At 54.3% G+C, this 22,235-nt stretch carries 23 protein-coding genes, 1 tRNA gene and 1 riboswitch; of the genes, 11 read left to right on the forward strand and 13 right to left on the reverse strand.

What is annotated here, in order from left to right:
- Positions 1-10 precede the first annotated feature (10 nt).
- Positions 11-463: a macrodomain Ter protein MatP gene (gene matP / locus U9O48_RS08270; RefSeq protein WP_282492407.1), complete on the forward strand. Its 453-nt coding sequence runs from the start codon at positions 11-13 to the stop codon at positions 461-463.
- A gap of 64 nt (positions 464-527) precedes the next feature.
- Here the strand turns inward: matP and ompA are convergent, their stop codons facing one another.
- Positions 528-1,583, reverse strand: coding sequence for a porin OmpA (gene ompA / locus U9O48_RS08275; protein ID WP_324724045.1), 1,056 nt, complete (start codon positions 1,581-1,583; stop codon positions 528-530).
- Between the two features lie 356 nt (positions 1,584-1,939).
- Positions 1,940-2,449 (reverse strand): SOS-induced cell division inhibitor SulA, encoded by a 510-nt coding sequence (gene sulA / locus U9O48_RS08280; RefSeq protein WP_282492409.1) that lies wholly within the window; start codon positions 2,447-2,449, stop codon positions 1,940-1,942.
- A gap of 218 nt (positions 2,450-2,667) precedes the next feature.
- Between sulA and U9O48_RS08285 the strand changes: the two genes are divergently transcribed.
- Positions 2,668-3,294, forward strand: a complete 627-nt coding sequence (locus tag U9O48_RS08285) for a TfoX/Sxy family DNA transformation protein (RefSeq protein WP_324724047.1) — start codon at positions 2,668-2,670, stop codon at positions 3,292-3,294.
- On the opposite strand, the gene yccS is transcribed toward U9O48_RS08285, so the two are convergent.
- Positions 3,251-5,413 (reverse strand): YccS family putative transporter, encoded by a 2,163-nt coding sequence (yccS, locus tag U9O48_RS08290; RefSeq protein ID WP_324724048.1) that lies wholly within the window; start codon positions 5,411-5,413, stop codon positions 3,251-3,253. The genes U9O48_RS08285 and yccS overlap by 44 nt on opposite strands.
- 19 nt (positions 5,414-5,432) lie before the next feature.
- A complete protein-coding gene (locus tag U9O48_RS08295) occupies positions 5,433-5,879 on the reverse strand; it encodes a YccF domain-containing protein (protein WP_282492412.1) in 447 nt (148 codons plus the stop codon).
- 123 nt (positions 5,880-6,002) lie between these two features.
- On the opposite strand from U9O48_RS08295, the gene helD reads away from it, so the two are divergent.
- Positions 6,003-8,057 (forward strand): DNA helicase IV, encoded by a 2,055-nt coding sequence (gene helD, locus U9O48_RS08300; protein ID WP_324724049.1) that lies wholly within the window; start codon positions 6,003-6,005, stop codon positions 8,055-8,057.
- A gap of 44 nt (positions 8,058-8,101) precedes the next feature.
- On the opposite strand, the gene mgsA is transcribed toward helD, so the two are convergent.
- Positions 8,102-8,560, reverse strand: coding sequence for a methylglyoxal synthase (mgsA, locus tag U9O48_RS08305; protein ID WP_282492414.1), 459 nt, complete (start codon positions 8,558-8,560; stop codon positions 8,102-8,104).
- A gap of 86 nt (positions 8,561-8,646) precedes the next feature.
- Entirely contained in the window at positions 8,647-9,309 is a 663-nt protein-coding gene (gene csgI / locus U9O48_RS08310; RefSeq protein WP_285149167.1) for a curli synthesis inhibitor, read from the reverse strand.
- 137 nt (positions 9,310-9,446) lie between these two features.
- On the opposite strand from csgI, the gene U9O48_RS08315 reads away from it, so the two are divergent.
- On the forward strand, positions 9,447-9,896 hold the full coding sequence (locus tag U9O48_RS08315; protein ID WP_324724050.1) for a CoA-binding protein: 450 nt from the start codon (positions 9,447-9,449) through the stop codon (positions 9,894-9,896).
- A 36-nt stretch (positions 9,897-9,932) separates the two neighbouring features.
- On the opposite strand, the gene hspQ is transcribed toward U9O48_RS08315, so the two are convergent.
- Together hspQ and rlmI are read right to left on the reverse strand one after the other, a co-directional pair.
- Entirely contained in the window at positions 9,933-10,250 is a 318-nt protein-coding gene (hspQ, locus tag U9O48_RS08320) for a heat shock protein HspQ (protein ID WP_100780676.1), read from the reverse strand.
- Between the two features lie 60 nt (positions 10,251-10,310).
- Positions 10,311-11,501 carry a 23S rRNA (cytosine(1962)-C(5))-methyltransferase RlmI gene (gene rlmI / locus U9O48_RS08325; RefSeq protein ID WP_324724054.1) on the reverse strand — a complete coding sequence of 397 codons (1,191 nt, stop codon included), beginning with the start codon at positions 11,499-11,501 and terminating at the stop codon, positions 10,311-10,313.
- 94 nt (positions 11,502-11,595) lie between these two features.
- Between rlmI and yccX the strand changes: the two genes are divergently transcribed.
- The gene (gene yccX / locus U9O48_RS08330; protein ID WP_285145398.1) at positions 11,596-11,877 is read left to right on the forward strand and encodes an acylphosphatase; all 282 of its coding nucleotides are present in this window, start codon (positions 11,596-11,598) and stop codon (positions 11,875-11,877) included.
- Here yccX and tusE read toward each other — a convergent pair.
- Together tusE and yccA are read right to left on the reverse strand one after the other, a co-directional pair.
- Entirely contained in the window at positions 11,874-12,203 is a 330-nt protein-coding gene (gene tusE, locus U9O48_RS08335) for a sulfurtransferase TusE (RefSeq protein WP_100780673.1), read from the reverse strand. The genes yccX and tusE overlap by 4 nt on opposite strands.
- A gap of 87 nt (positions 12,204-12,290) precedes the next feature.
- Positions 12,291-12,950, reverse strand: coding sequence for an FtsH protease modulator YccA (gene yccA, locus U9O48_RS08340; RefSeq protein WP_285158661.1), 660 nt, complete (start codon positions 12,948-12,950; stop codon positions 12,291-12,293).
- A gap of 266 nt (positions 12,951-13,216) precedes the next feature.
- Here yccA and U9O48_RS08345 point away from each other — a divergent pair, with 266 nt between their 5' ends.
- The 3 genes from U9O48_RS08345 to U9O48_RS08355 all read left to right on the forward strand — a co-directional run bounded on the left by U9O48_RS08345 (position 13,217) and on the right by U9O48_RS08355 (position 16,018).
- Positions 13,217-14,845 (forward strand): ABC transporter substrate-binding protein, encoded by a 1,629-nt coding sequence (locus U9O48_RS08345; protein ID WP_285158662.1) that lies wholly within the window; start codon positions 13,217-13,219, stop codon positions 14,843-14,845.
- Between the two features lie 145 nt (positions 14,846-14,990).
- A tRNA-Ser gene (locus U9O48_RS08350) sits at positions 14,991-15,078 on the forward strand.
- A gap of 106 nt (positions 15,079-15,184) precedes the next feature.
- Complete coding sequence (locus U9O48_RS08355; protein ID WP_285158663.1) at positions 15,185-16,018, forward strand: ParB-like protein; 834 nt, start codon at positions 15,185-15,187, stop codon at positions 16,016-16,018.
- An 88-nt stretch (positions 16,019-16,106) separates the two neighbouring features.
- Here the strand turns inward: U9O48_RS08355 and U9O48_RS08360 are convergent, their stop codons facing one another.
- Complete coding sequence (locus U9O48_RS08360; RefSeq protein WP_285149210.1) at positions 16,107-17,108, reverse strand: magnesium transporter; 1,002 nt, start codon at positions 17,106-17,108, stop codon at positions 16,107-16,109.
- A gap of 60 nt (positions 17,109-17,168) precedes the next feature.
- Positions 17,169-17,338, reverse strand: a riboswitch (M-box (ykoK) riboswitch).
- A 158-nt stretch (positions 17,339-17,496) separates the two neighbouring features.
- Here U9O48_RS08360 and U9O48_RS08365 point away from each other — a divergent pair.
- Positions 17,497-18,000 carry a DedA family protein gene (locus tag U9O48_RS08365; protein WP_324724056.1) on the forward strand — a complete coding sequence of 168 codons (504 nt, stop codon included), beginning with the start codon at positions 17,497-17,499 and terminating at the stop codon, positions 17,998-18,000.
- A 2-nt stretch (positions 18,001-18,002) separates the two neighbouring features.
- On the opposite strand, the gene dgcJ is transcribed toward U9O48_RS08365, so the two are convergent.
- Together dgcJ and U9O48_RS08375 are read right to left on the reverse strand one after the other, a co-directional pair.
- Entirely contained in the window at positions 18,003-19,562 is a 1,560-nt protein-coding gene (gene dgcJ, locus U9O48_RS08370) for a diguanylate cyclase DgcJ (protein WP_324724057.1), read from the reverse strand.
- Positions 19,563-19,668: 106 nt separating this feature from the next.
- Entirely contained in the window at positions 19,669-20,418 is a 750-nt protein-coding gene (locus tag U9O48_RS08375) for an SDR family oxidoreductase (RefSeq protein ID WP_324724058.1), read from the reverse strand.
- 100 nt (positions 20,419-20,518) lie between these two features.
- Between U9O48_RS08375 and U9O48_RS08380 the strand changes: the two genes are divergently transcribed.
- On the forward strand, positions 20,519-20,878 hold the full coding sequence (locus tag U9O48_RS08380) for a helix-turn-helix domain-containing protein (protein ID WP_324724060.1): 360 nt from the start codon (positions 20,519-20,521) through the stop codon (positions 20,876-20,878).
- A 109-nt stretch (positions 20,879-20,987) separates the two neighbouring features.
- Complete coding sequence (agp, locus tag U9O48_RS08385; RefSeq protein ID WP_324724062.1) at positions 20,988-22,229, forward strand: bifunctional glucose-1-phosphatase/inositol phosphatase; 1,242 nt, start codon at positions 20,988-20,990, stop codon at positions 22,227-22,229.
- Positions 22,230-22,235 lie beyond the last annotated feature (6 nt).

The following is a 22,235-nucleotide window of genomic DNA, read 5'->3' on the forward strand; positions in this document are numbered from 1 at the left end:
TGAGATCGCGATGAAATATCAACAACTGGAAAATCTCGAAAGCGGCTGGAAATGGAAGTATCTGGTCAAAAAGCATCGAGAAGGCGAGCTGATCACCTGCTACATCGAAGCCAGTGCTGCAAAAGAAGCGGTGGATGTTTTGCTGACCCTCGAAAATGAGCCGGTACAGGTCAACGGGTGGATCGAAAAGCACATCAATCCGGCGCTGTTAAACCGTATGAAGCAGACCATTCGTGCGCGTCGCAAACGCCATTTTAACGCTGAACATCAGCACACGCGTAAGAAGTCTATCGACCTGGAGTTTATGGTCTGGCAGCGGTTAGCCGGTTTGGCCCAGCGCAGAGGAAAAACCTTGTCGGAGACGGTGGTGCAGCTGATTGAAGATGCGGAGCATAAAGAGAAATATGCTAACCAGATGTCAACGCTGAAGAATGACCTGCAGGCCATGCTTGGCAAAAAATAGTTTTTCACTTTTCTTCAGGCAATAAAAAACCCCGCATGGCGGGGTTTTTTTATAAGACGATAACTTATGCCGCAGGCTGAGTTACAACGTCTTTGATACCTTTAACTTCGATCTCAACGCGACGATCTGGTGCCAGGCAATCGATCAGTGCAGCGCGAGCTTTCACGTTGTCACAGGTGTTGCCAGTCACTGGGTTAGATTCGCCCATACCACGTGGGGAGATCTTGTTAGCTGGGATACCTTTAGATACCAGGTAATCAACTACAGACTGAGCACGTTTCTCGGACAGATTCTGGTTGTATGCGTCAGAACCGATACGGTCGGTGAAGCCCAGAACCACTACTGAACCGTCTTTCGGGTCAAGGTTGCTCAGCTGGGTGTACAGCTGATCCAGTGCCTGCTGACCTTCTGGTTTCAGAGTTGCTTTGTTGAAGTTGAACAGAACGTCAGACTTCAGAGTGAAGTGCTTGGTCTGTACTTCTGGAGCTGGAGCCGGAGCTGGAGCAACGATCGGAGCTGCATCTTCCTGCTGGCCGAAACGGTAGGAAACACCTACGCTCAGCATGCCGTTGTCAGGACGAACGCCAACGGTAGCACCGTCGCCGATGTTGTTAACCCACTGGTATTCCAGACGAGTAGCGATATCACGGGTCATTGCCCACTCTACGCCACCAGCGAATACTGGGGAAACACCCGTGTCGTGGTCGTCGCCAGCACGGCTGTTGCTGGAGTCAGCGCGCCATACCATGCCGCCCAGACGAGTGTACACGTCCAGATCGTCAGTTACTGGGTAACCCAGTTTAGCGGTCAGCTGAACGCCTTGAGCTTTGAATGCGCCGTTAACGTTGTCGCCTTTGTATGGCATACGACCTAACCAGTCGTAACCCATTTCAAAACCAACATACGGGTTAACCTGATAGCCACCAAACGCACCTGCACCGAGCTGGCTTTCGTGAGTTGGGCCATCGTTGTTCAGGGAGCTGTTGTACCAGCCAGTGTCGTGGAACTGAGACCAGCCCAGTTTGCCACCTGCATACCAGGTATTATCTTTCGGAGCGGCCTGCGCTACGGTAGCGAAGCCAGCCAGTGCCACTGCAATCGCGATAGCTGTCTTTTTCATTTTTTGCGCCTCGTTATCATCCAAAAATCGCCATGAAGATCTCGTCGAGAAATCACGGTTAAATCCTTCACCGGGGGGCGAGCTCAAACTAGTAACTCTACCGATATCTTCGGCTTAGACCGAGCACCCCTGGCGATGTAAAGTCTACAACGTACTCGAAAACTTACAAGTGTGAACTCTGTCAGGCATATGAAAAAAAAAGTTCCGTATACGCAATATTTAACATTTTTAGCGAGAATTTTATGCTGTAAAATTAACGGAAACCGCGCCAGACAAGCTTTCTCGAAGTTTTGAGTTGTGGAACTTTTTGCGTCAACGGATGTCAAAAAAAGTTCCAGGAATACTCTTAAATTTACTCAATGATACAAATTTGAGTGAATTTTTAGCCCAGACAGGTGTCCTCTGCCGAGAGTATCGAGACGAACCGGACGCATAATGAACCCTATCGCGTCACCTTCTTCTGCCGCATTCGCCAGGCGAATATGTTCTTCTTCTGTTAATTCTTCTGCCAGCCAGCCAATCACAACGCTGTAGTTCCCGGTGCGCAATGCGCGAACCATCGAATCCACCGTATGGCATGGCGCGACCTGGCTGCTCTGCATCATTTTGGTGAGGGGCAGCCCAGATGCCTGTACCCATTCCCGGCTCAACTTCTGCTGCGGCGTCAGCCAGAGCTGCCAGCGCGACTGCTGGCCAAGTTGTTGTAAAAGCGGCAATAAAAGCAATTGTGTCATCATGGGCTGGTCTTCGCGATATACCACTTCACTGATCAAACCGGTAGAGACACGCCCGGCCGTTTTTTGCGCGCCATTGCCAGCGGAAGAGGTAAAAGATGTTAAGCGATTTGCATAGCCTGAAGTGTGCATAATCATTCCAGCCCTGTAGTTACTGTATGAATATACAGTAACCCCTGTACGCCCAAAGATCAACCTCATTTTCGGAAAGCGTCTCGCAAATTTAGTTCGATATTGGCGTGTCCTGCAAAATAATCTTGCCGAGTGACAATAAGTTTTCTATGTTCCTGCTAACGGATCCGGTAGTAAGTAAATGGTGTTGTTACTCTATGATTTATATGGTGAATATCATGAAAAAGATATCTTATGAACGGATCTATACATCCCAGGAATACCTCTCACCTTTGGGTGAAATCCACCATCGGGCTCTCTTTGGCGGATACACATTAGCCGTCGACGAAGCGGTCTTTGCAATGGTGTCTGATGGCGAACTCTATCTGCGGGCGTGTGAGCAAAGCGCCCAGTACTGTGTAAAACAGTCCTCCTCCTTTTTAACCTTACTCAAACGGGGCAGACCGGTTCTGTTGAATTACTACCGCGTGGATGAAGGATTATGGCAGGACCGCGAAAGGCTGTTGCAGCTTTCAAGCTTTGCGCTCGAGGCAGCCCGGCATGAGCGTTACCAGCGGCATCAGCGGCGGCGACTCAAAGATTTGCCCAACCTGACGTTCCAGATTGAAATTCTCCTGTGTGAGGCGGGCGTCACCAGTGAAGCGATGTTACGGACGCTGGGGGCAGAAGCATGCTGGCTGAAAATCAGAGCCCTGAACCGGCACCTTGGCGTCAAAGTGTTGTTTGCACTGGCCGGGGCGATTGATGGGCTGCATGAGGCGGCGCTCCCGACGATCAGGCGTCGGGAGCTGATGGAGTGGTTTAACGCGCTTCCTGTACTGCCGGAAAATCATTCCGGTAAGTAGCGATTTGCTGCTGCAGGCGGCAAATCTCAGGCAGAAGGGCGATGAGCAGACCGATTTGCTGGAGCACGAGCGGAGCCTTGGTGTCCGCACCGGGGTCGAAATGCGCAATACGCTGGCTAAGTTCATCTATTGCATTTCGCACGCGCGGCTCGTCGACCGGACGGTGATGGAGCGCATCATCGACGTAGCACACAGCATCATCCAGCAGTGCGAGGATGTTCGGATCGGTGAGCTGCTCGCGATGCGCACCCAATGTTGAAATGTAACTGGTGAAGGTGTGGTTCAGACACAGCAGGCGGAAAGCGACTTCACGAATTTCTGCGGTCGCGCGCGGCTCCGTTGACATGTTTGACACCACCGACGCCAGTTCCGCATCGCGATTATGGGCATCACGACGGGCAATGCGATAGGCCAGACGGTTGTCGCGGCCCTGATGATACTGCTCGAGGATCGCGTCCAGATAGCGGCAGTTGGCATTTATCGCCAGATCCAACGCGCGCGGCAGATTGCGAAAACGCCAGTCCGGCCAGATAAAGCTCACCGCAGCCCATGCGATGGCGCAACCAATCAGCGTGTCGATGATGCGTGGCAGAGCGACTTCGAATCCTTCGCCCAGCAGGTTGAAGCACAGTAACACCAGCAGGGTAATAAACATGGTCGCATGAGCATACTGGACATTACGAAAGGCGAAGAACAGCACGCCGGTAATGACGATCAGGATGAGCTGACCTTCTACGGAAGGGACAAAATAGAGCACCGGCAGACCAATGGCGACACCGACGAGCGTGCCGATCACGCGCAGCGCCAGGCGATGGCGGGTGGCGTTGTAGTTTGGCTGGCAGACAAACAGGCTGGTGAGCAAAATCCAGTAGCCGTGGTGCAGGCCGGTGATCTGTATAAAGGCATAACCAACGCACAGGACGGCGGACATCCTCACCGCATGGCGAAAGAGGGCAGACTCCGGCGTGAAATTGCGGCTCAAACGCAGCCACATATCCGCGAAGCCGTGCGGGCTGTCGTCCGCGAGCTGGTTTTCCGCTTCGTTACCCGGCATGGAGAGCGCCTGCTCAGACTGGATCGTCGCCAGTTGCGCATCGATGGCGCGCAGATTGTTCAGCAAGAACCCCAGGGCTTTCATCTGTTCTGGCGAGGTGCCGCTGGCCTGCACGCGATCGAGCGCCGCATCAAGATGGCTGAACGCCCGCTCGAAGCGAGGATCGTGCTGGTAAGGTGTTCGTAAGAGAATCGATCGCGCCAGCTGCTGGCATGCCTGGGACTGCATCGACAGCAGTCGCTGGAAGCGGAACATCACGTCGCTATAGCGGAACTTCTCGCGCAGGGCGGCGTATTGTACATGCGACGAGCTGGCTCGCTCGTGAATATCCTGAGCCACAAAGTAATAATGCAGCGTTTGTCGGGTGCCGCGCTGACCGCGATCGCCGCGCAGACGCGTGAGTAGCGAGGCTTTGGTCTGATTCAGCGTGGTGACCAGCTGTCCGTTGGCCAGCGCCAGATCGTAAAGCGGGGCCTGGCTCTCTTCTTCGATGTCCGGGTCGAACAGCCGGGATTTGAGTTCCAGATAGTGCGCCAGCTGTTCATAGCTGCGCGCGAGATTGTCCTGTAGCGGACGAATCGGGAAGATCAGGTGCCCGGTCAGGGTCAGCAGGTTATACCAGATCGCCCCCACAAGCAGCAGAAGCGGCTGTTGATACCACTGGTCGTAAAGGGACACGCCCAGCATGGTGTAGATCGCAATCAGCAGTGCGCCAAAGGCGATAGTCGCGTAGCGCTGTCCCAGCCCGCCCAGCAGAATAAAGCCGGTGGTGGAGATCATCAGACCCAGGGCAAAAAGCCACGGCCAGGGGAAGAGCAACTCGACGGACGCTGAGGCGATGAAAAAACAGATCAGCGTAATCACCAGATTGCGCAGCCGTCCGGCCAGGCGATCGTCAAGGTCGGCCAGCGCTCCTGCCACCACGCCAAGGGTCAGCGGAATGGTCAGCTTAACCTCGCCGAGCCACCAGGGCACGGCTGCCGCGCCGCAAAGCGCGATAAAAATCCTGACGTTATAGAGCCAGGCACTGTTCCATGTGTATCTGCGAAGCAACGGGCTTAGCATAGGGGCGGCGTATCCTTAGTTACTGAAAACGACGGCGGGCATTGGCTTCGCGCGCAGCCTGCGCGACTTCTACCGGCACCACGCGGCGACCGACGGGCCACAGGGCAATCGCGGCGATCTTAAAGTTGGCGATCCCGACCGGGATCCCAATAATCGTAATGCACTGCGTGATCCCGACCGCGATGTGCATCAGGCACAGCCACCAGCCGAAGAAGATTAGCCACAACATATTGAGCAGCGTTCCGCCCGTATTCATCAGGACGCTTTTGCTCTCCGGATTAAGTTCATCCACATGAACGGCTTCGTTGCCGTAGGGCACCAGGGAGAGTTTAGTGATCTCCCAGCACGAGCGCGTCAGGGGGAGCGTGAAGATCAGAACAATGCTGACCAGCGTGGCAAATAGCCAGGAAAGGGTGGTGGCAAAACCGCCAAGGACAAAATTCAAAATATTCAGAACGGTACGCATAAAGCCTCACTTCCTTTCGATATGATTAAAGCCTGATGATTGTAACGTTTTTTTAGGCTGGAGCACCTGAAAACTGGCGGTTAAACTAATGGGCAAACACTCTCTTCGTGGATCAGGCTGGACATGGAACTAAAAGCGACATCATTAGGCAAGCGCCTGGCGCAACATCCGTACGACAAGGTTGTCCTTCTTAACGCCGGAGTGAAAGTCTCCGGCGAACGCCACGAATATCTCATTCCATTCAATCAGCTGTTGGCTATCCACTGCAAACGCGGCCTGGTGTGGGGCGAGCTGGAGTTTGTCCTGCCTGCCGATAAAGTTGTGCGTCTGCACGGGACCGAATGGGCCGAAACCCAGCGCTTCCACCATCATCTGAGCACACTCTGGCAGCAGTGGAGCGCGGAGATGAGTCAGGTGGCTGAACAGGTATTGCAGCAGGTTCTGGCGGATATCGCCCAGAGTCAGGCGCAAAAGAAATGGCTCACCCGCGCTCAGACCGCCGGAATGCAGCAGCGGATCCGCCAGGCGCTGACGGCGCTGCCGCTACCCTCGTCTCGTCTTGATGAGTTTGAAAACTGCCGCGAGCCGTGGCGCCAGTGCAAAGCCTGGCTGACGGATATCGACCAAAGCCGACTGGCGCATAACCAGGCCTGGACCGATGCCATGCTGGCGCAGCACGCCGAGTTTTTCCAGAATATCGAGTCCTCTCCGTTAAACCCGGCGCAGGCGCGCGCGGTGGTCAACGGGGAACATTCGCTGCTGGTGCTCGCGGGCGCAGGCAGCGGTAAAACCTCAGTGCTGGTGGCGCGAGCCGGATGGCTGCTCGCCCGCGGCGAAGCCACAGCCGACCAGATTCTGCTTCTGGCCTTTGGTCGTAAGGCCGCGCAGGAGATGGACGAGCGGATTCAAGAACGTTTACACACGCGGGATATCAGCGCGCGGACGTTCCATGCCCTGGCGCTGCACATTATCCAGCAGGGCAGCAAAAAAGTGCCGGTGATCAGCAAACTGGAAAACGACACTCAGGCCAGGCTTTCACTGTTTATCACCACCTGGCAACAGCAGTGCAGCGAGAAAAAGGCGCAGGCAAAAGGGTGGCGCCAGTGGCTGGAAGAGGAGCTGAACTGGACGGTGCCGGAAGGCAGTTTCTGGCAGGACGAGAAACTGGCGCGTCGCCTCGGCTCACGGCTCGATCGCTGGGTGAGCCTGATGCGCATGCACGGTGGCTCGCAGGCCGAGATGATTGAGAATGCGCCAGAAGAGGTGCGGGCGCTGTTTTCAAAACGCGTGAAGCTGATGGCTCCGCTGCTGAAAGCCTGGAAATCGACGCTGAAAGAGGAGAATGCCGTCGATTTCTCCGGGCTGATTCATCAGGCCATTATCATTCTCGAAAAAGGGCGCTTCGTCAGTCCGTGGAAACATATTCTGGTGGACGAATTTCAGGATATCTCCCCGCAGCGCGCCGCGCTGCTGGCGGCACTTCGCGCGCAGAACAAACACACTTCGCTCTTTACCGTGGGGGATGACTGGCAGGCGATTTACCGCTTTAGCGGCGCGCAACTGTCGCTGACCACCGCTTTCCATCACTATTTTGGCGAGGGCGATCGCAGCGATCTCGACACCACGTACCGCTTCAACTCCCGCATCGGTGAAATCGCCAACCGCTTTATCCAGCAGAACCCGCATCAACTGGTGAAACCGCTGAACAGCCTGTCTGCCGGGGATAAGAAAGCGGTGACGCTTTTGCCGCAGGATCAGCTGGAGGCGCTGCTGGACAAGATGAGCGGCTATGTGAAAGCGGAAGAACGAATTTTGGTGCTGGCGCGCTATCACCACCTGAAACCGGCGATACTGGACAAAGCCGCCACCCGCTGGCCAAAGCTTACGCTCGACTTCACCACCATTCATGCCAGCAAAGGCCAGCAGGCAGATTACGTGATTGTGCTTGGGCTGCAGGAGGGCAGTGACGGCTTCCCGGCCCCGGCGCGCGAATCGGTCATGGAGCAGGCACTGCTGCCGGTCGTGGAGGATTTCCCGGATGCGGAAGAGCGTCGTCTGCTCTACGTGGCCATTACCCGCGCACGTCATCGCGTCTGGCTGCTGTTCAACAAAGATGAACCGTCGCGCTTCGTGGATATTCTGAAGAATATAGATGTGCCGGTGGCGAAAAAGCCTTAAAGATTAATGCCGGGTCAGGCGAAGTCGCCGCCCGGCATAAACGCTTACTTCAGCCTTTCTGCCAGATAGCGCGGATAATCCGGAATCAGGATCTCAATCGGCGCGTTGAACTGCGGCGACTCGATAATAAAGTCGGCGGTAGAGAGGTTAGTGGCAACTGGAATATTCCACACGGTCGCGAGGCGCAGCAACGCCTTCACATCCGGATCGTGCGGCACCGCGTTCAGCGGGTCCCAGAAGAAAATCAGCACATCAATTTTCCCTTCCGAAATCTGCGCGCCCACCTGCTGATCGCCGCCCAACGGGCCGCTCAGCATGGCATTCACTTCCAGCCCGGTTTCACGCTGGATCAGATTTCCGGTGGTGCCGGTTGCAGAGAGATTGTGTTTTTCCAGCAGAGCCTGGTGGCGCTGAACCCAGTTCAGCAGCATTTGTTTACAGTGATCGTGCGCGACCAGCGCGATGTGTTTGCGCTCCGGCAGGGTACGTGTTGTCAGTTCCATAATCTTTTCCGTCAGGTTCAGGTTAACTGGCTACACGATGACGGGAACCGCCTGACGCTGCAAGAGAAAGGGCGAAAAAATGTGGCTCAGGACGAAGGTTGTTGCTTCGCCCACTGTAAAAATCGCGTGCGGGTGTCGGGATCGGCCTGCTGGAACCAGAATTTGAGGCGCTGCTCGGTCAGCGTCTGCGACTGCGGGGGGATCACATCCAGCTCAGACACGCCGGACAGCAGCGTGCTGTCATCTGCCATCATGGTGGCAAACTTGGGCAACGACGCGGTTTTGCCCGCTTTGTTATAGCGTTCCGTGTCCGCTTCGTAATCCAGCCCTTTCGGGGTTTTGGTCAGTGCCAGAATGTCCAGTTTTACCGGAATGGGCATCGCATCGCCGTCCAGTAGCTCCAGTTTTGGCGCGGCTTCAAAGGTTTCGGACTCTTTTTCCGTCTCCAGCCGCGGCAGATTAAAATTCACCTGGCTGATTTTCTGCGTGTTAAAGCTCACCACCAGCGGCGGGGAGATGTAGAGGCGCTGCTCGTGGTTGGAGAGGCGAATGTTTTTTTCGATGCGAAAGACAATCTGATGCGGCCCGTTATCCAGTTCGATGCTGTCCGCGCCGCGCAGCAGCGAACTGGAGACTTTTTTGCCGTCGAGGACCAGCAAATCAATGTCCGTGGATAATCGCAGCGTTGTGGCATAAACGCAGACCGGCATCAATAATGCAATCACAGCAGAGGCAATGCCGGTCTTCATAAGGCGCTCCTGTCGAAAATACTTTCGTCGTAATAATGTATCTAAATTTTTCGATAAACACGTTTACTAACATATAGACATATTCCAGGGTTTTGCCCTCATACAGATGTATGGGATGAATGGTTGCCTGAAGGGCTTTGGCGTACACTTTAAAAAAAGCCAGGAGAAACACCAAGAAAGAGAACGAGATTATCGCCATTCTGACCTCGACCCGTACCATCGCGCTGGTGGGCGCGAGTGATAAACCCGATCGTCCCGGCTATCGCGTAATGAAATATCTTCTCGACCAGGGCTATCACGTGATCCCGGTTTCACCGAAGGTGGCGGGTAAAACGCTGCTGGGGCAACAGGGCTACGCAACGCTTGCCGATGTGCCTGAGAAAGTCGACATGGTGGATGTGTTCCGTAACTCAGAGGCGGCCTGGGGCGTGGCGCAAGAGGCGATAGCGATTGGGGCGAAAACCCTGTGGATGCAGCTTGGCGTGATTAACGAACAGGCGGCCGTTCTGGCGCGCGATGCCGGGTTAAACGTGGTGATGGATCGCTGTCCGGCGATTGATATCCCGCGACTGGGTCTGGCGAAGTAATAAAAAAGCCCGATTGAATCGGGCTTTGTTATTTAGTTAGTTCCGCAGGCGCGGAGCCTGGAGCTGTTTGCGGATGGTCTGGGCCAGTTCGTCCATGGAAGGTTGCTCAGGATGTTCCTTCTGCAGTTCACTGCTTAACTGCGCCTCCGCAAGATAAGTGTGAACCGGCTGACCATCGTCATCTTCCATGACCACATGGTACCAGGGTGCAGCGCGAAGCTCGGCGTTAACCGCCAGCTCGTCCGCTGACGGTTCATCAAGGGAGTATTCCGGGTCAATATCCACCACCACCCCCAGATACCCTAACAGGGAGTGGCGCACCTGCTGGCCGATACCGTATTTGCTGGCAATCATAGTCACCTCCCGGGAAATGTTACTTACATCAGATGTATGGGCAACATTCCACTTTTCAAGCTACATGACGCGACAGGCAAACCCTTTCAGATACAGCCCTTCCGGATAGGTAGCGATCACCGGGTGATCGGCCGCCTGACGGAACTGCTCTATAAATTGTACATCACGGCCCGCATCTACAGCGGCATCTGCGATCAGTTTCTGAAATAAATCGGTGGTCATCAGGCCAGAGCAGGAGAACGTCAGCAAAATCCCGCCAGGATTGAGCAGCTGGATGGCGAGCATGTTGATATCTTTATAGCCACGGCAGGCGCCCATCAACTGGCTTTTATTTTCGACAAACTTCGGCGGGTCCATCACGATCACGTCGAATGTTTCGCCCTGGTCGCGATATTTACGCAGCAGTTTGAACACGTCGTCGCGGACAAATTCGGCTTTGCTCAGATCCAGCTTGTTCAGCTCGACGTTCTGTTTCGCCACGTCCAGCGCTTCCTGAGAGGTATCGACGCTGACGACCTGGCTGCAACCGCCCATCAGCGCGGAAACGGCAAAACCGCCGGTGTAGGAGAAGCAGTTCAGCACGCGTTTGTTCTTCACGTACTGACGCGTCGCCAGGCGGCTGTCGCGCTGATCGAGGTAATAGCCGGTTTTGTGGCCACCCTGAATATCGACGTACAGCTTCATGCCGTGCTCTTCAATCGGCAGCAGGGCAGGCGGCAGTTCGCCGGTGACCAGGCCTTGCGTCAACTCCATGCCCTCTTTTTTACGTACCGCGACGTCGCTGCGATCGTAAATGGCGCATTCCGGATACAGGGTTTGCAGCGCGCTGATTAACGCCGCGCGCTGATATTCTGCGCCCGCGCTCAGCAACTGAAGCACCATGAAGTTGCCGAAGCGGTCGATGGTCACGCCCGGCAGACCGTCGGACTCACCGGCGATCAAACGATAGCTGTCCAGCCCGTCGCGTTTCGCCAGCCAGTCACGCCACTCCTGCGCCCGCTGTAAACGGCGGGTGAAGAAGGCGATGTCGATGGTTTCGTCTTTATCGAAGCTCCAGACGCGCGCGCGGATCTGGGAGGCAGGCGAGTATGCGCCGCGAGCTAACCATTTCCCCTGATGGTCAACGATATCGATGGTTTCACCGAGGCTGGCTTTCCCTTCCATGCGGGCAACTGCGCCGGAAAAGACCCAGGGATGGCGGCGCAGTAATGATTTTTCGCGCCCTTTGGCTAACACTAAACGTACACTCATAATTTGCTATTCTGTTGATTCAATGAATTGGCGGCCATTTTCCCGAGTTCAGTGGGGAAATGCAACGCGCCAGACAGGATTAAGGGGAACGATGATGTCAAAAGTCTGCACAATCGCCTGGGTTCACGGCACCGTTCAGGGCGTCGGGTTTCGCTACAGTACGCAGCGCGAAGCGTTACAGCTCGGGCTGACGGGCTACGCGCGTAACAGGGATGACGGCAGCGTCGAGGTGGTGGCCTGCGGCGACGCTGAACAGGTCGAAAAACTGGTCGCCTGGCTGAAAGCGGGTGGGCCACGTAGCGCGCGGGTTGAAAAGGTCTTAACCGAACCGCATCAACCCGGCCGCGAATATGTGAATTTCGGTATTCGCTATTAAATGCACTTCACGGGCTTCGGCAGTCCCGCGATTTTAGTCGCCTGCTTGGCCGGGCCTTTCGGGAACAGGCGATACAGATAGCGGCTGTTGCCTTTCTCTTCGCCAAACTTATTGGCCATCGCTTTCACCAGCATACGGATGGCTGGGGAAGTGTTGAATTCCAGATAGAAGTCGCGGACAAAACGCACCACTTCCCAGTGTTCTGGCGTCAGGGTAATCGCCTCTTTCTCGGCAATCACCTCGGCAAGCCCTTCGCTCCACTGGCTGCTCTCTTTCAGATAGCCGTCGTTATCGGTCTCTATCTCTTTACCTTCAAAGCTCAACATAGTCATTCACACGTCAATCGAAAACCCGCGCAGTGTACCAAAAAACAAAGCCCCGCATAAGCGGGGCTTGATTCGAAGCACTGTCTGTTAATCGCGGCTGGCGAAGCCCAGGATGCTCAACAGGCTGACGAAGATGTTGTACAGCGACACATACAGGCTCACGGTAGCGCGGATGTAGTTCGTTTCACCGCCGTGAATGATGTTGCTGGTCTCATACAGGATCGCGCCGGTGGAGATCAGGATGAACACCGCGCTAATCGCCAGGTGCAGGGCAGGCAGCTGCAGGAAGATGTTTGCCACCATTCCGAGCAGTACTACCACGATACCCGCCATCAGCATCCCGCCGAGGAAAGACATATCTTTGCGCGTCGTCAGGACGTAAGCGGAGCAGCAGAAGAACACTAATGCCGTACCACCCAGCGCCAGGCCGATGAGATCGCCCATGCCAGCAGACAGGTAAGCGTTCAGCATTGGCCCCAGGATGTAGCCCAGGAAGCCGGTGAAGGCGAACGCAGACAAAATACCAATCGGTTTGTCAGCGGTTTTGTAGGTCAGGAACATCAGACCATACATACCGACCAGCGTCAGAATCAGACCCGGAGACGGCAGCATCAGCACGGTGCTGGCCGTCGCGGTGATCGCCGAAAACGCCAGCGTCAGGCTGAGCATGAAATAGGTGTTGCGCAGCACTTTGTGGGTGCTGAGTAGCGATGTGCGGTCGCGTGAAGAAATAATAATACGATCCATGAGTCACTCTCTTATGACAGATGTAATTAACGGCAAGAATAGGAAAGGTCTTGCCAGTTACAAAGTGGTTTTACCCATCTTTACTCAGCCGGTTAGGGCCCGCGCTGGTGCTTTGTTTCAAAGAAATCCATTTCAACAGAATGAATATCGGTTTGATGAATTTAATCAGATCAACATCTTATAGGTTACTGAAAAATATTGCCTTATTAATCTTTGAGCGCTAAGAGTGAATACGCATCGTCAAAAACCCACAATAAGGCGAAACAATGAAATCAGCATCACGCACTCACTTTACACTCTCTTTACTGACGGCAGGGATCTTGTGCGCCAGCACAACGGCCTGGGCCGCCAGTGTGCCGGCAGGAACACAACTGGCAGAGAAGCAGGAACTGGTCAGGAATAACGGCAGTGAGCCGGCATCGCTCGATCCGCACAAAGTCGAAAGCGATGTCGAATTCAATATTATCAGTGATTTGTTCGAAGGGCTGGTTCGCGTATCGCCAGCGGGCGAGATAGAGCCGCGCCTCGCGGAGAAATGGGAGAACAAGGACAATACCGTCTGGACTTTCCACCTGCGCCCTGGCATCACCTGGAGTGACGGCTCTGCGATAACCGCTCAGGATATTGTCTGGAGCTGGCAGCGTCTGGTTGATCCCAACACCGCGTCGCCGTACGCCAGCTATCCAGGCAACATGCACATTGTCAATGCAGCCGATATCGCTCAAGGCAAACAGAAGCCGGACACGCTCGGCGTGAAGGCGATTAACGACACCACCCTCGAAGTGACGCTGACGCAGCCGAATGCGGCATTTCTCGCCATGCTGGCGCACCCGTCGCTGGTGCCGGTCGATAAAGTGCTGATTGGCCGCTTCGGCGATAAATGGACCAAGCCGGAACATTTTGTCAGCAGCGGGGCCTATAAACTCTCGCAGTGGGTCGTGAACGAGCGCATCGTGGCGGAGCGCAACCCGCGCTACTGGGATAACGCTCACACGGTGATTAACAAGGTGACTTATCTGCCGATCACCTCTGAGGCCTCGGACGTGAACCGCTACAAAGCGGGTGAGATCGATATCGTCTATACGGTGCCGATCAACCAGTTTGCGCAGCTGAAGAAAACCCTCGGCTCAGAGCTGGATGTCTCCCCGCAGCTCGCCACCTATTATTACGAATTCAACACCACCCGACCGCCGTTCAACGATGTGCGCGTGCGTAAGGCGCTGAACATGGCGCTGGATAAGGACATCATCGCCGAGAAAGTGTTAGGGCAGGGGCAACGCCCGGCGTGGTTAATCAGTCAGCCGGATATCGGTGGGGTGAAACTTCATGCGCCGGAATACGCCAGCTGGCCGATGGATAAACGCATCGCGGAAGCCAAAAAGCTGCTGAACGAAGCCGGATTCAACGACTCGCATCCGCTCAGTTTCAATCTGCTCTATAACACCTCGGAATCGCACCAGCGCATCGCCATTGCAGCGAGTTCGATGTGGAAGAAAAACCTCGGCGTGGAAGCGAAGCTGCAAAACCAGGAGTGGAAAACCATGCTCGATACCATGCATACGCATAACTTCGATGCCGTGCGCTACGCCTGGATTGCCGATTACGACGATGCCGCGACCTTCCTGAATAACTTCCGCACCGGCGACAGCGAAAACACCAGCCAGTACAGCAACCCGGCCTATGACAAAGCGCTGGTGGATGCGGCAAAAGCCAAAACCACCGAGGAGCGCGGCAAGTATTACCAGCAGGCAGAAGACCTGTTAGGCCAGGATGTGCCCGCCATTCCGGTGTATCACTACGTTCGCACGCATTTGATCAAGCCTTGGGTGGGTGGATTTACACCGGATAAACTGGGGTACTACTTCACGAAGGACATGTACATCAAAAAGCATTAAGCCTGAAACAGGCGATTTTATGCTGACAAAATAGTCAATGCGTTGTTATTTCAACCGATTAACATCAATTTGGCTATTTTTGAAGCAAACGATCACATTGATGCTTTACACGAAGTTCGGAGGTGTTTATAGTGCGCCCCATACCGGAAGCGTGGCCGAGCGGTTGAAGGCACCGGTCTTGAAAACCGGCGACCCGAAAGGGTTCTAGAGTTCGAATCTCTACGCTTCCGCCAAATACGAAACCCCAGTTCAGCAATGAACTGGGGTTTTTTGCTTGGGCGGTCTCAACGCTCAATCGCGCGTCAGCCGGGAGCTGTATTTCCTTCATGGACGAACCAAATGAAAGTGTCTTCGCCGGGTGAACTGTATGTGCAGGCCACAACTTTCACGCCGGAAGGGACAATCCTGTTGATTATTCCGGGTGTTCAATGCTGTTATCTCTCCAGCCACTCACACCTTATGTCAGGAAAATCATCAATGAAAAAATGGCTTTTGCTCGCGGCGATACTCAGCCCACAAGCTTTCGCGGCTGCACCTTGTACACCAGACACCGCTCCCGGGGATTTATGTGAGGTGGCTATCGACCAGCTACGGCCCACTCAGGCGGGCATTGGTCAGCTGCAAGTGGATGAAGAGCAGAAAAAACTTGCGGATAAGAGCGCCAAAAAGCTCGAAAAGTACGCTGTTAAAAAAGAGATCCCGGTGGTGATATCTCCGCAGGGCGAGTACTGGCTGGTCGACAGGCACCATCTCACTCGCACCCTATGGCAACTGGGCGTGAAAAAGACCACGGTCAAAGTCATCGCGCATCTGCAGGATAAAGCCACCTTCTGGCCGCAGATGGAGAAAAACCACTGGGTGTGGCTGAAAAACGAAAAGGGGCAATCCATCACGCCGGAGCAACTGCCGAAGCGTATCGCCGATCTGCCTGATTATCCTTATCGTTCGCTTGCGGGCCTGTTGCAGGACGAAGGCTATTTTGACAAGAAAAAGCAGGTCTATTTTGTTGAGTTTGCCTGGGCTAGTTGGCTCGGGGAAAAGATGGGCTGGCAGTCCGTCAATGCTGGCAATCTGAAGGAGCGGCTAACCCAGGCAAAGACGCTTGCTTGTGAGCCGGATGCTAAAACGTTGCCTGGCTATCCCGGTGAGAAGTGTTTGGGCTCGGCAATGTGAAGCAGTGCGGGATGCCTGCGAAAAAAGGGGTTACCGAAAGGTAACCCCTTTTTTTGGCTTTATTTTCTTTGTTCAGGCTACAAACCTGTCACTCCAGACCCAGCGTGTACTGTGCAATCTTGAAATAGATAATCAGGCCTGTTCCGTCGATAAAGGTGGCGATAAACGGCGCGGATACCACGGCAGGGTCGATGCCACAGCGTTTAAGCACCATCGGGATCACTGACGAGACAATGGCGCTCCACAGGGTAATGCACACCAGCGTCAGGCTGACGATAAGCGTAATGTCCATTCCAATACCCATCATCCAGGCCCTCACACAGCCTGCCAGCCCGAGCGTAATGGCAATCATCACCGAGGTGGTCATCTCTTTACGCAGCACGCGCCCCAGATCTTTCAGGCCAACTTCACCCAGCGCCATCGCGCGGACCAGCGTTGAGGTAATCTGCGTGCCGCTGTTGCCGCCGGTGCCAATGAGCAATGGAATAAAGAACGCCAGTGCGATAGCGGATTCAAGCGCATCTTCAAAATGCTGAAGCACGGTGCTGGTGTAGGCCTCTGCGACGAACAGCAGCAGCAGCCAGACGGCACGTTTTTTCCAAAGCTGCACAGCGCTGGTCTCGAGGTAAGGCCGCTCCAGAGGCAGCGTAGCCCCCTGGCGCTGCGCATCTTCCGTCACGTCATCTTCCAGCAAATGAGCAATTTCACGTTCGGTGAGACAACCCACCAGTTTCCCGTGGGTGACAACCGGTACCACGTCCACACCGGCATGGCTGAGTAGGGCGGCCACTTTTGCACGCTCATCGTCGGGCTGAACCTGCAAAAACTGAGAAACCATCAGCGCGCTAACGGCCTGAACGGTATTCGCTTCCTGTAATAACGTTCTGACCGAAATCATCCCGGCCAATCGACCATTATCTTCAATAAAAATATGCGTTGGAATATCGTCATCTTTTAATTGTGCGAAGAAATGTTCACGCGCTAGCGCGACACATAATGACGCGTCAAGGACAATAAAATCCGTATTCATATATTGCGCGATGGCGCTGTCATTAAATGCAGGATTTGAATTATGGATGGTGTAAGACATAGTGAATTCCCTTTGAATATAATTATCTCTCAGGGGCGAGCAAGACAGGGCATGTCGAAGAGGAGATCCCCACGTCCTGGGTTCAGCACTGTACACCGTATCCCCGAAGGGAAGTTATACTGACAAAGCCTTGATTCGACAGTGCCTGTTTTACCCTGTGTAGTTTCTCTCGAAACCACCAGAGCGATAACGTGTATTTGTACAGGAGCCTCGCCATAACGAGATCGTAGTAAAACGGATGAGATAATACGCGAGTTTTTAAATACTGCTTTAAAATATCAATAATGTTGATGAACGGTTTAGGTTGAATATATTTAATCGGCGTTGAGGTTTTATTTAATTTATTTCATTTTAAATAGCAGATTCACCTTTCAAAAGAGGCGTCGCGATGGAATGGCTCAATAATCTGCTTAATCATTTTGCACACTATCCGACGCAGCTGTTCGCCTTGCTGGCGGTCATGGCGTTCTGCAAATCAACGGTTTTCGTCTCCTCCATTTTGCCGCCTGCCTCGCTGATGTTGCTGGGTGGGATTACCCTGAGTCAGGCAACGCTTTCGCCTGTGCTGGCCTGGCTTGCCGTAACGACGGGCGCGATGGGCGGCTCCGTGTTGAATTACCATTTGGGGCAGCTCATGGGCAATACGCGGATGATGATGCGCCTGAGTGCAAAACACGCCGATCGCTTTTTACGCGTCCAGCATCAGTTAGAGAAAAACAGCGTGGCGGTGTTGTTCACTGCCCGTTTTCTGGCGGTGCTGCGCTACATCGTCCCGCTGGCGGCGGGGATGCTGAGCGTGAATGCAGGGAAGGTTTACGCGGTGAGTCTGCTCTCTGCCACCGTCTGGGCGGCGCTGTATGTCGGCGCGGCGACCGGCATCAGCGCCTTGTAAACTCACTGGCGGTCTTCGTATTTGCTGCGCTTATGCTGATACAGCAGCTCATCCGCCTTCAGCATCGCCACTTCCAGCGTATCGCCAGCGTGCATCTGGTAACTTCCCCAGGAGAACGCCACCATTTTTTCCGTATCGATGGTCTGGAGATAACCCTGAACGCGCGTAATCACATCCCGCGAACGGGCCAGATTATTATCGATAAGAATCAAACAGAACTCGTCGCCGCCGAGGCGGATCCCGTAATCGCTCTTACGGATCGACTGCGTCAGCGCGAGTCCCAGAGACTGGATCGCCTTATCGCCCATATGATGGCCTAAGGTGTCGTTGATTCTTTTCAGCCCGTCGCTGTCGATGGCAATCACCGTGACCGGAATATTTCTTTCCACTAAAGACTGAATTTTCTGGTTCAGTTCGCCGGTAATCACTTTGCGGTTATACAGCCCGGTCATCGCATCGGTCACGTTGTCGCGCGAGAGCGATTTCTGACGGATAAACTGCTGGCGGGCGTAGCGAACCAGCAGCCAGGTGGTTAATACGTAAAGCAAAATCAGCCAGATATTCGCAATCACCACGTAGATGGCATCGAGCTTTCCATGCAGGGTGTAATACTGCGTCATATCATCCTGATAGTTAATCGCATCCCGCGATTTCACTACAGGCTCGTGGAAGATAATATTCCCCCCCGTCGTATTATCGGTGACATAGAGGGAAAGGAATTTCCACAATAACGGGCGATCAGGGGTGACAAATGATGTCGCCAGATCGTGAATATTGATATCGGTAATCAGCAGTCCTTTGATTTTTCCGCCAAGAAATACCGGCGTAATCATGCTGATAATATTTTGTCGGGTATAGCCGTCCGTATAAATGTGCGAGACGATATTCTCACCGTGGATCAGGTCCTCCAGCGCGTTATCATCAATGGTAATAGTGTGCGCGCTGCGGACAATATTGACGCCATCTTTATCGGCCACCAGCCAGTTGCTGAACGCATAATCAAAGGTATTCACCAGATGGTTGATGTAAATATAGTTGTGCGCGAGGTCGATGTAATAGCGGGTGTTGTTGAAGGTATAGCCCGTATAGTTGGAAAAGGTGTACTTCGATGACGCCGCGGTCTCGGTTTGATTCACCACGGGCAGCGCAGGCACATCGCGGCTCCAGGCTTCGCAGTCGGGATTTCGTGTCTGAAGCGTACCCTCCAGGTTAACGATGGTTCTTGCCACCAGATTAAACCCGGAAATGGCTCCGACCTTTTCAATATGCTCGCAGAGTAATTTGGCTTTTTCCTCGCCATTCACACCAGAGGCTGCCTGTTTAGAGAAGGCGCGGGATAAGCGAAAGGCAATATCCTGATTGATGAACTCTTCATGGAAAAGCGCTGACTTGCCATTCTCGGCAATATAGCCCATATAATTTTGAAGATTTCTCACTTCATGTGAAATCAAGGTGGCGAATATTGACGTTGTGCAAACAATAATAAATATCGTTGCAGTGATATATTTACGTTGTGACAAGATGGTTAACTCCCTTGTAAGACCACCTAAGATATTTCGCAAAGTATAGCACTGAAATGGACTATTATTGAGTGAAGTTATATTTGTAATGCCACAATCAGTCCGGGCGCTATATACCGGTGTAGCTTCAGTATATAGCGCTTTCGTATTACAAACTCCCGGTGCCACCGTCCACCAGCAGATCGATCCCAACCGTATAGCTGGACTCATCCGACGCCAGATAGATCGCCGCCTTCGCCAGCTCCGTCGGAGTGCCCATGCGCCCGAGCGGGACCAGGCTCGCGATATCGCCCTGCAGCGCCTTTTGCGCCTCTGCGCTCAGCCCCAGTTTATTCAGCGCCGGTGTTTCTACCGGGCCGGGGCTTAAGCCGTTGACGCGGATCCCACGCGGCAACAGTTCCGCAGAAAGCGTGCGCGCCAGGGAGAGCAGACCCGCCTTGCTGGCGGCATACACGCTGCTGGTGGGCAGGCCGATCCGCGCGCTCACCGAGCCGCATAAAATCACCGACGAGGGGTTGTTCAGCAGCGGCAGCAGCGCCTGAACCAAAAAGAAGGGGCCTTTGAGATTGATGCCCATCAGCCGATCCCACGCTTCCTCGCGCCACTCCTCGATAAGCCCGTGTGTCACATCTCCGGCGTTGACAAACACCGCATCCAGCCGCGGCCAGCGTGAGGAGAGGGTGTCTGCCAGCTGTTGCTGCGCAGAAATATCCCCCGCGTCGGCGGCAATCACCCAGGCGTTATCGCCCAGCACCCGTTGCGCCTCGGCCAGGGTTTCCGGGTTACGTCCGGTCACAACCACATGCGCCCCTTCGGCGATAAACTCCTGCGCCGTCGCCAGACCGATGCCGCTGGTGCCACCCGTAATAAGCGTATATTTACCTGTTAAACGACCCATGGTTAGCTCCTGAAAAGTCACTGGAGAAAGCACTATAGAAACGTTAGTATCCAAAAGAAACCAGGTACCATTTGGATACTAATGAGGCGAAGGGTGTGCAATGGCGGAAAGACTCGAAACCACCTGTGAAAAAAATTCTGCGACCGAATCCTGCCCGATGACGCAGTTTGTCAATCTGATCTCGGGCAAATGGGCGATCCCGATCCTGTACCGGCTGATCGTCCTCAACGCCCCGGTGCGCTTTGGCGATCTGCTCCGCGCCGCGGCACCCATTACCCAGAAAGAACTGACCAAACAGCTGCGCTTATTTGAACAGCGCGGACTGGTCTCGCGCACGATCTATCCGGAGATCCCGCCGCGCGTGGAATATCAGATAACGGATTTAGGACTGACGCTACAGGGTGCGCTCTCCCCGCTGGCCGCCTGGATGCAAGAGTACGGCGACCAGCTGGAGCGGTAGGGCGCGAACATAAAAAAGCGTTATCTATCAGTTTGAGAAATGGTTCCCGGAAATTTGTCATCAATCTGTCACAATCAGATTGACGAAAATAAACTCTGAGGAAAAAGGGATGAGAAAAGCACTACTCGCAATCGCAGTGGCTGGCACTTTAACAATGACCTCTGGCGCTCAGGCGCAAACGGCCCCGGAAGGCTATCAGTTACAGCAGGTGTTGATCATGAGCCGCCACAACCTGCGCGCACCGCTGGCGAATAACGGCAGCGTACTCGAGCAATCCACGCCGGGCAAATGGCCGGAATGGGACGTGCCAGGCGGGCAGCTCACCACCAAAGGTGGCGTGCTCGAAGTCTACATGGGCCATTACATGCGTGAATGGCTGGCCGAGCAGGGGATGGTCACCAGCGGAGAATGCCCACCGGCTGACGCGGTCTATACCTACGCCAACAGCCTGCAGCGCACCGTTGCAACGGCTCAGTTCTTTATCACCGGCGCTTTCCCTGGCTGCGACGTGCCCGTCCATCATCAGGAAAAAATGGGCACCATGGACCCGACCTTTAACCCGGTGATCACCGACAATTCGCCGGAGTTTCGCGAAAAAGCGGTCAAAGCGATGGAGACCGAGCGTCAGGGCATGAAGCTCGATGAGAGCTACAAGCTGCTGGAGCAGATCACCCAATACACCGATTCCCCGTCCTGCAAAGAGAAAAAAGTGTGCTCTCTGACGGAGGCCAAAGACACCTTCACCGCCGACTATGAAAAAGAGCCGAGCGTCTCCGGCCCGCTGAAAGTGGGTAACTCGCTGGTGGATGCGTTCACGCTGCAATACTACGAAGGCTTCCCGCTGGATCAGGTGGCGTGGGGCGAAATCAAAACCGATCAGCAGTGGCGCGTGCTGTCACAGCTGAAAAATGGCTATCAGGATTCCCTGTTCACCTCCACCGAAGTGGCGCGCAACGTCGCCAAACCGCTGGTGAAATACATCGATAACGCGCTGGTCACCGATCAGGCGAAAGCGCCAAAAATCACCGTGCTGGTGGGGCATGACTCCAACATCGCTTCGCTGCTGACGGCGCTGGATTTCAAGCCGTACCAGCTGCATGACCAGCACGAGCGCACGCCGATTGGCGGGAAGATTGTCTTCCAGCGCTGGCATGATAAAAACGCGAATCGTGAGCTGATGAAAATTGAGTATGTCTACCAAAGCTCAGAGCAGCTGCGCAACGCCGATGTGCTGTCGCTGAAATCTCCGGCGCAGCGCGTGACGCTTGAGCTGAAAGGATGCCCGGTCGATACCAACGGTTTCTGCCCGATTGATAAATTTAATACCCTGATGAACGACGCGGCAAAATAAGTGGAA

It is taken from the genome of Lelliottia sp. JS-SCA-14 (genome assembly GCF_035593345.1).
In the GTDB taxonomy this organism is placed as follows: Bacteria; Pseudomonadota; Gammaproteobacteria; order Enterobacterales; family Enterobacteriaceae; genus Enterobacter; species Enterobacter wanjuensis.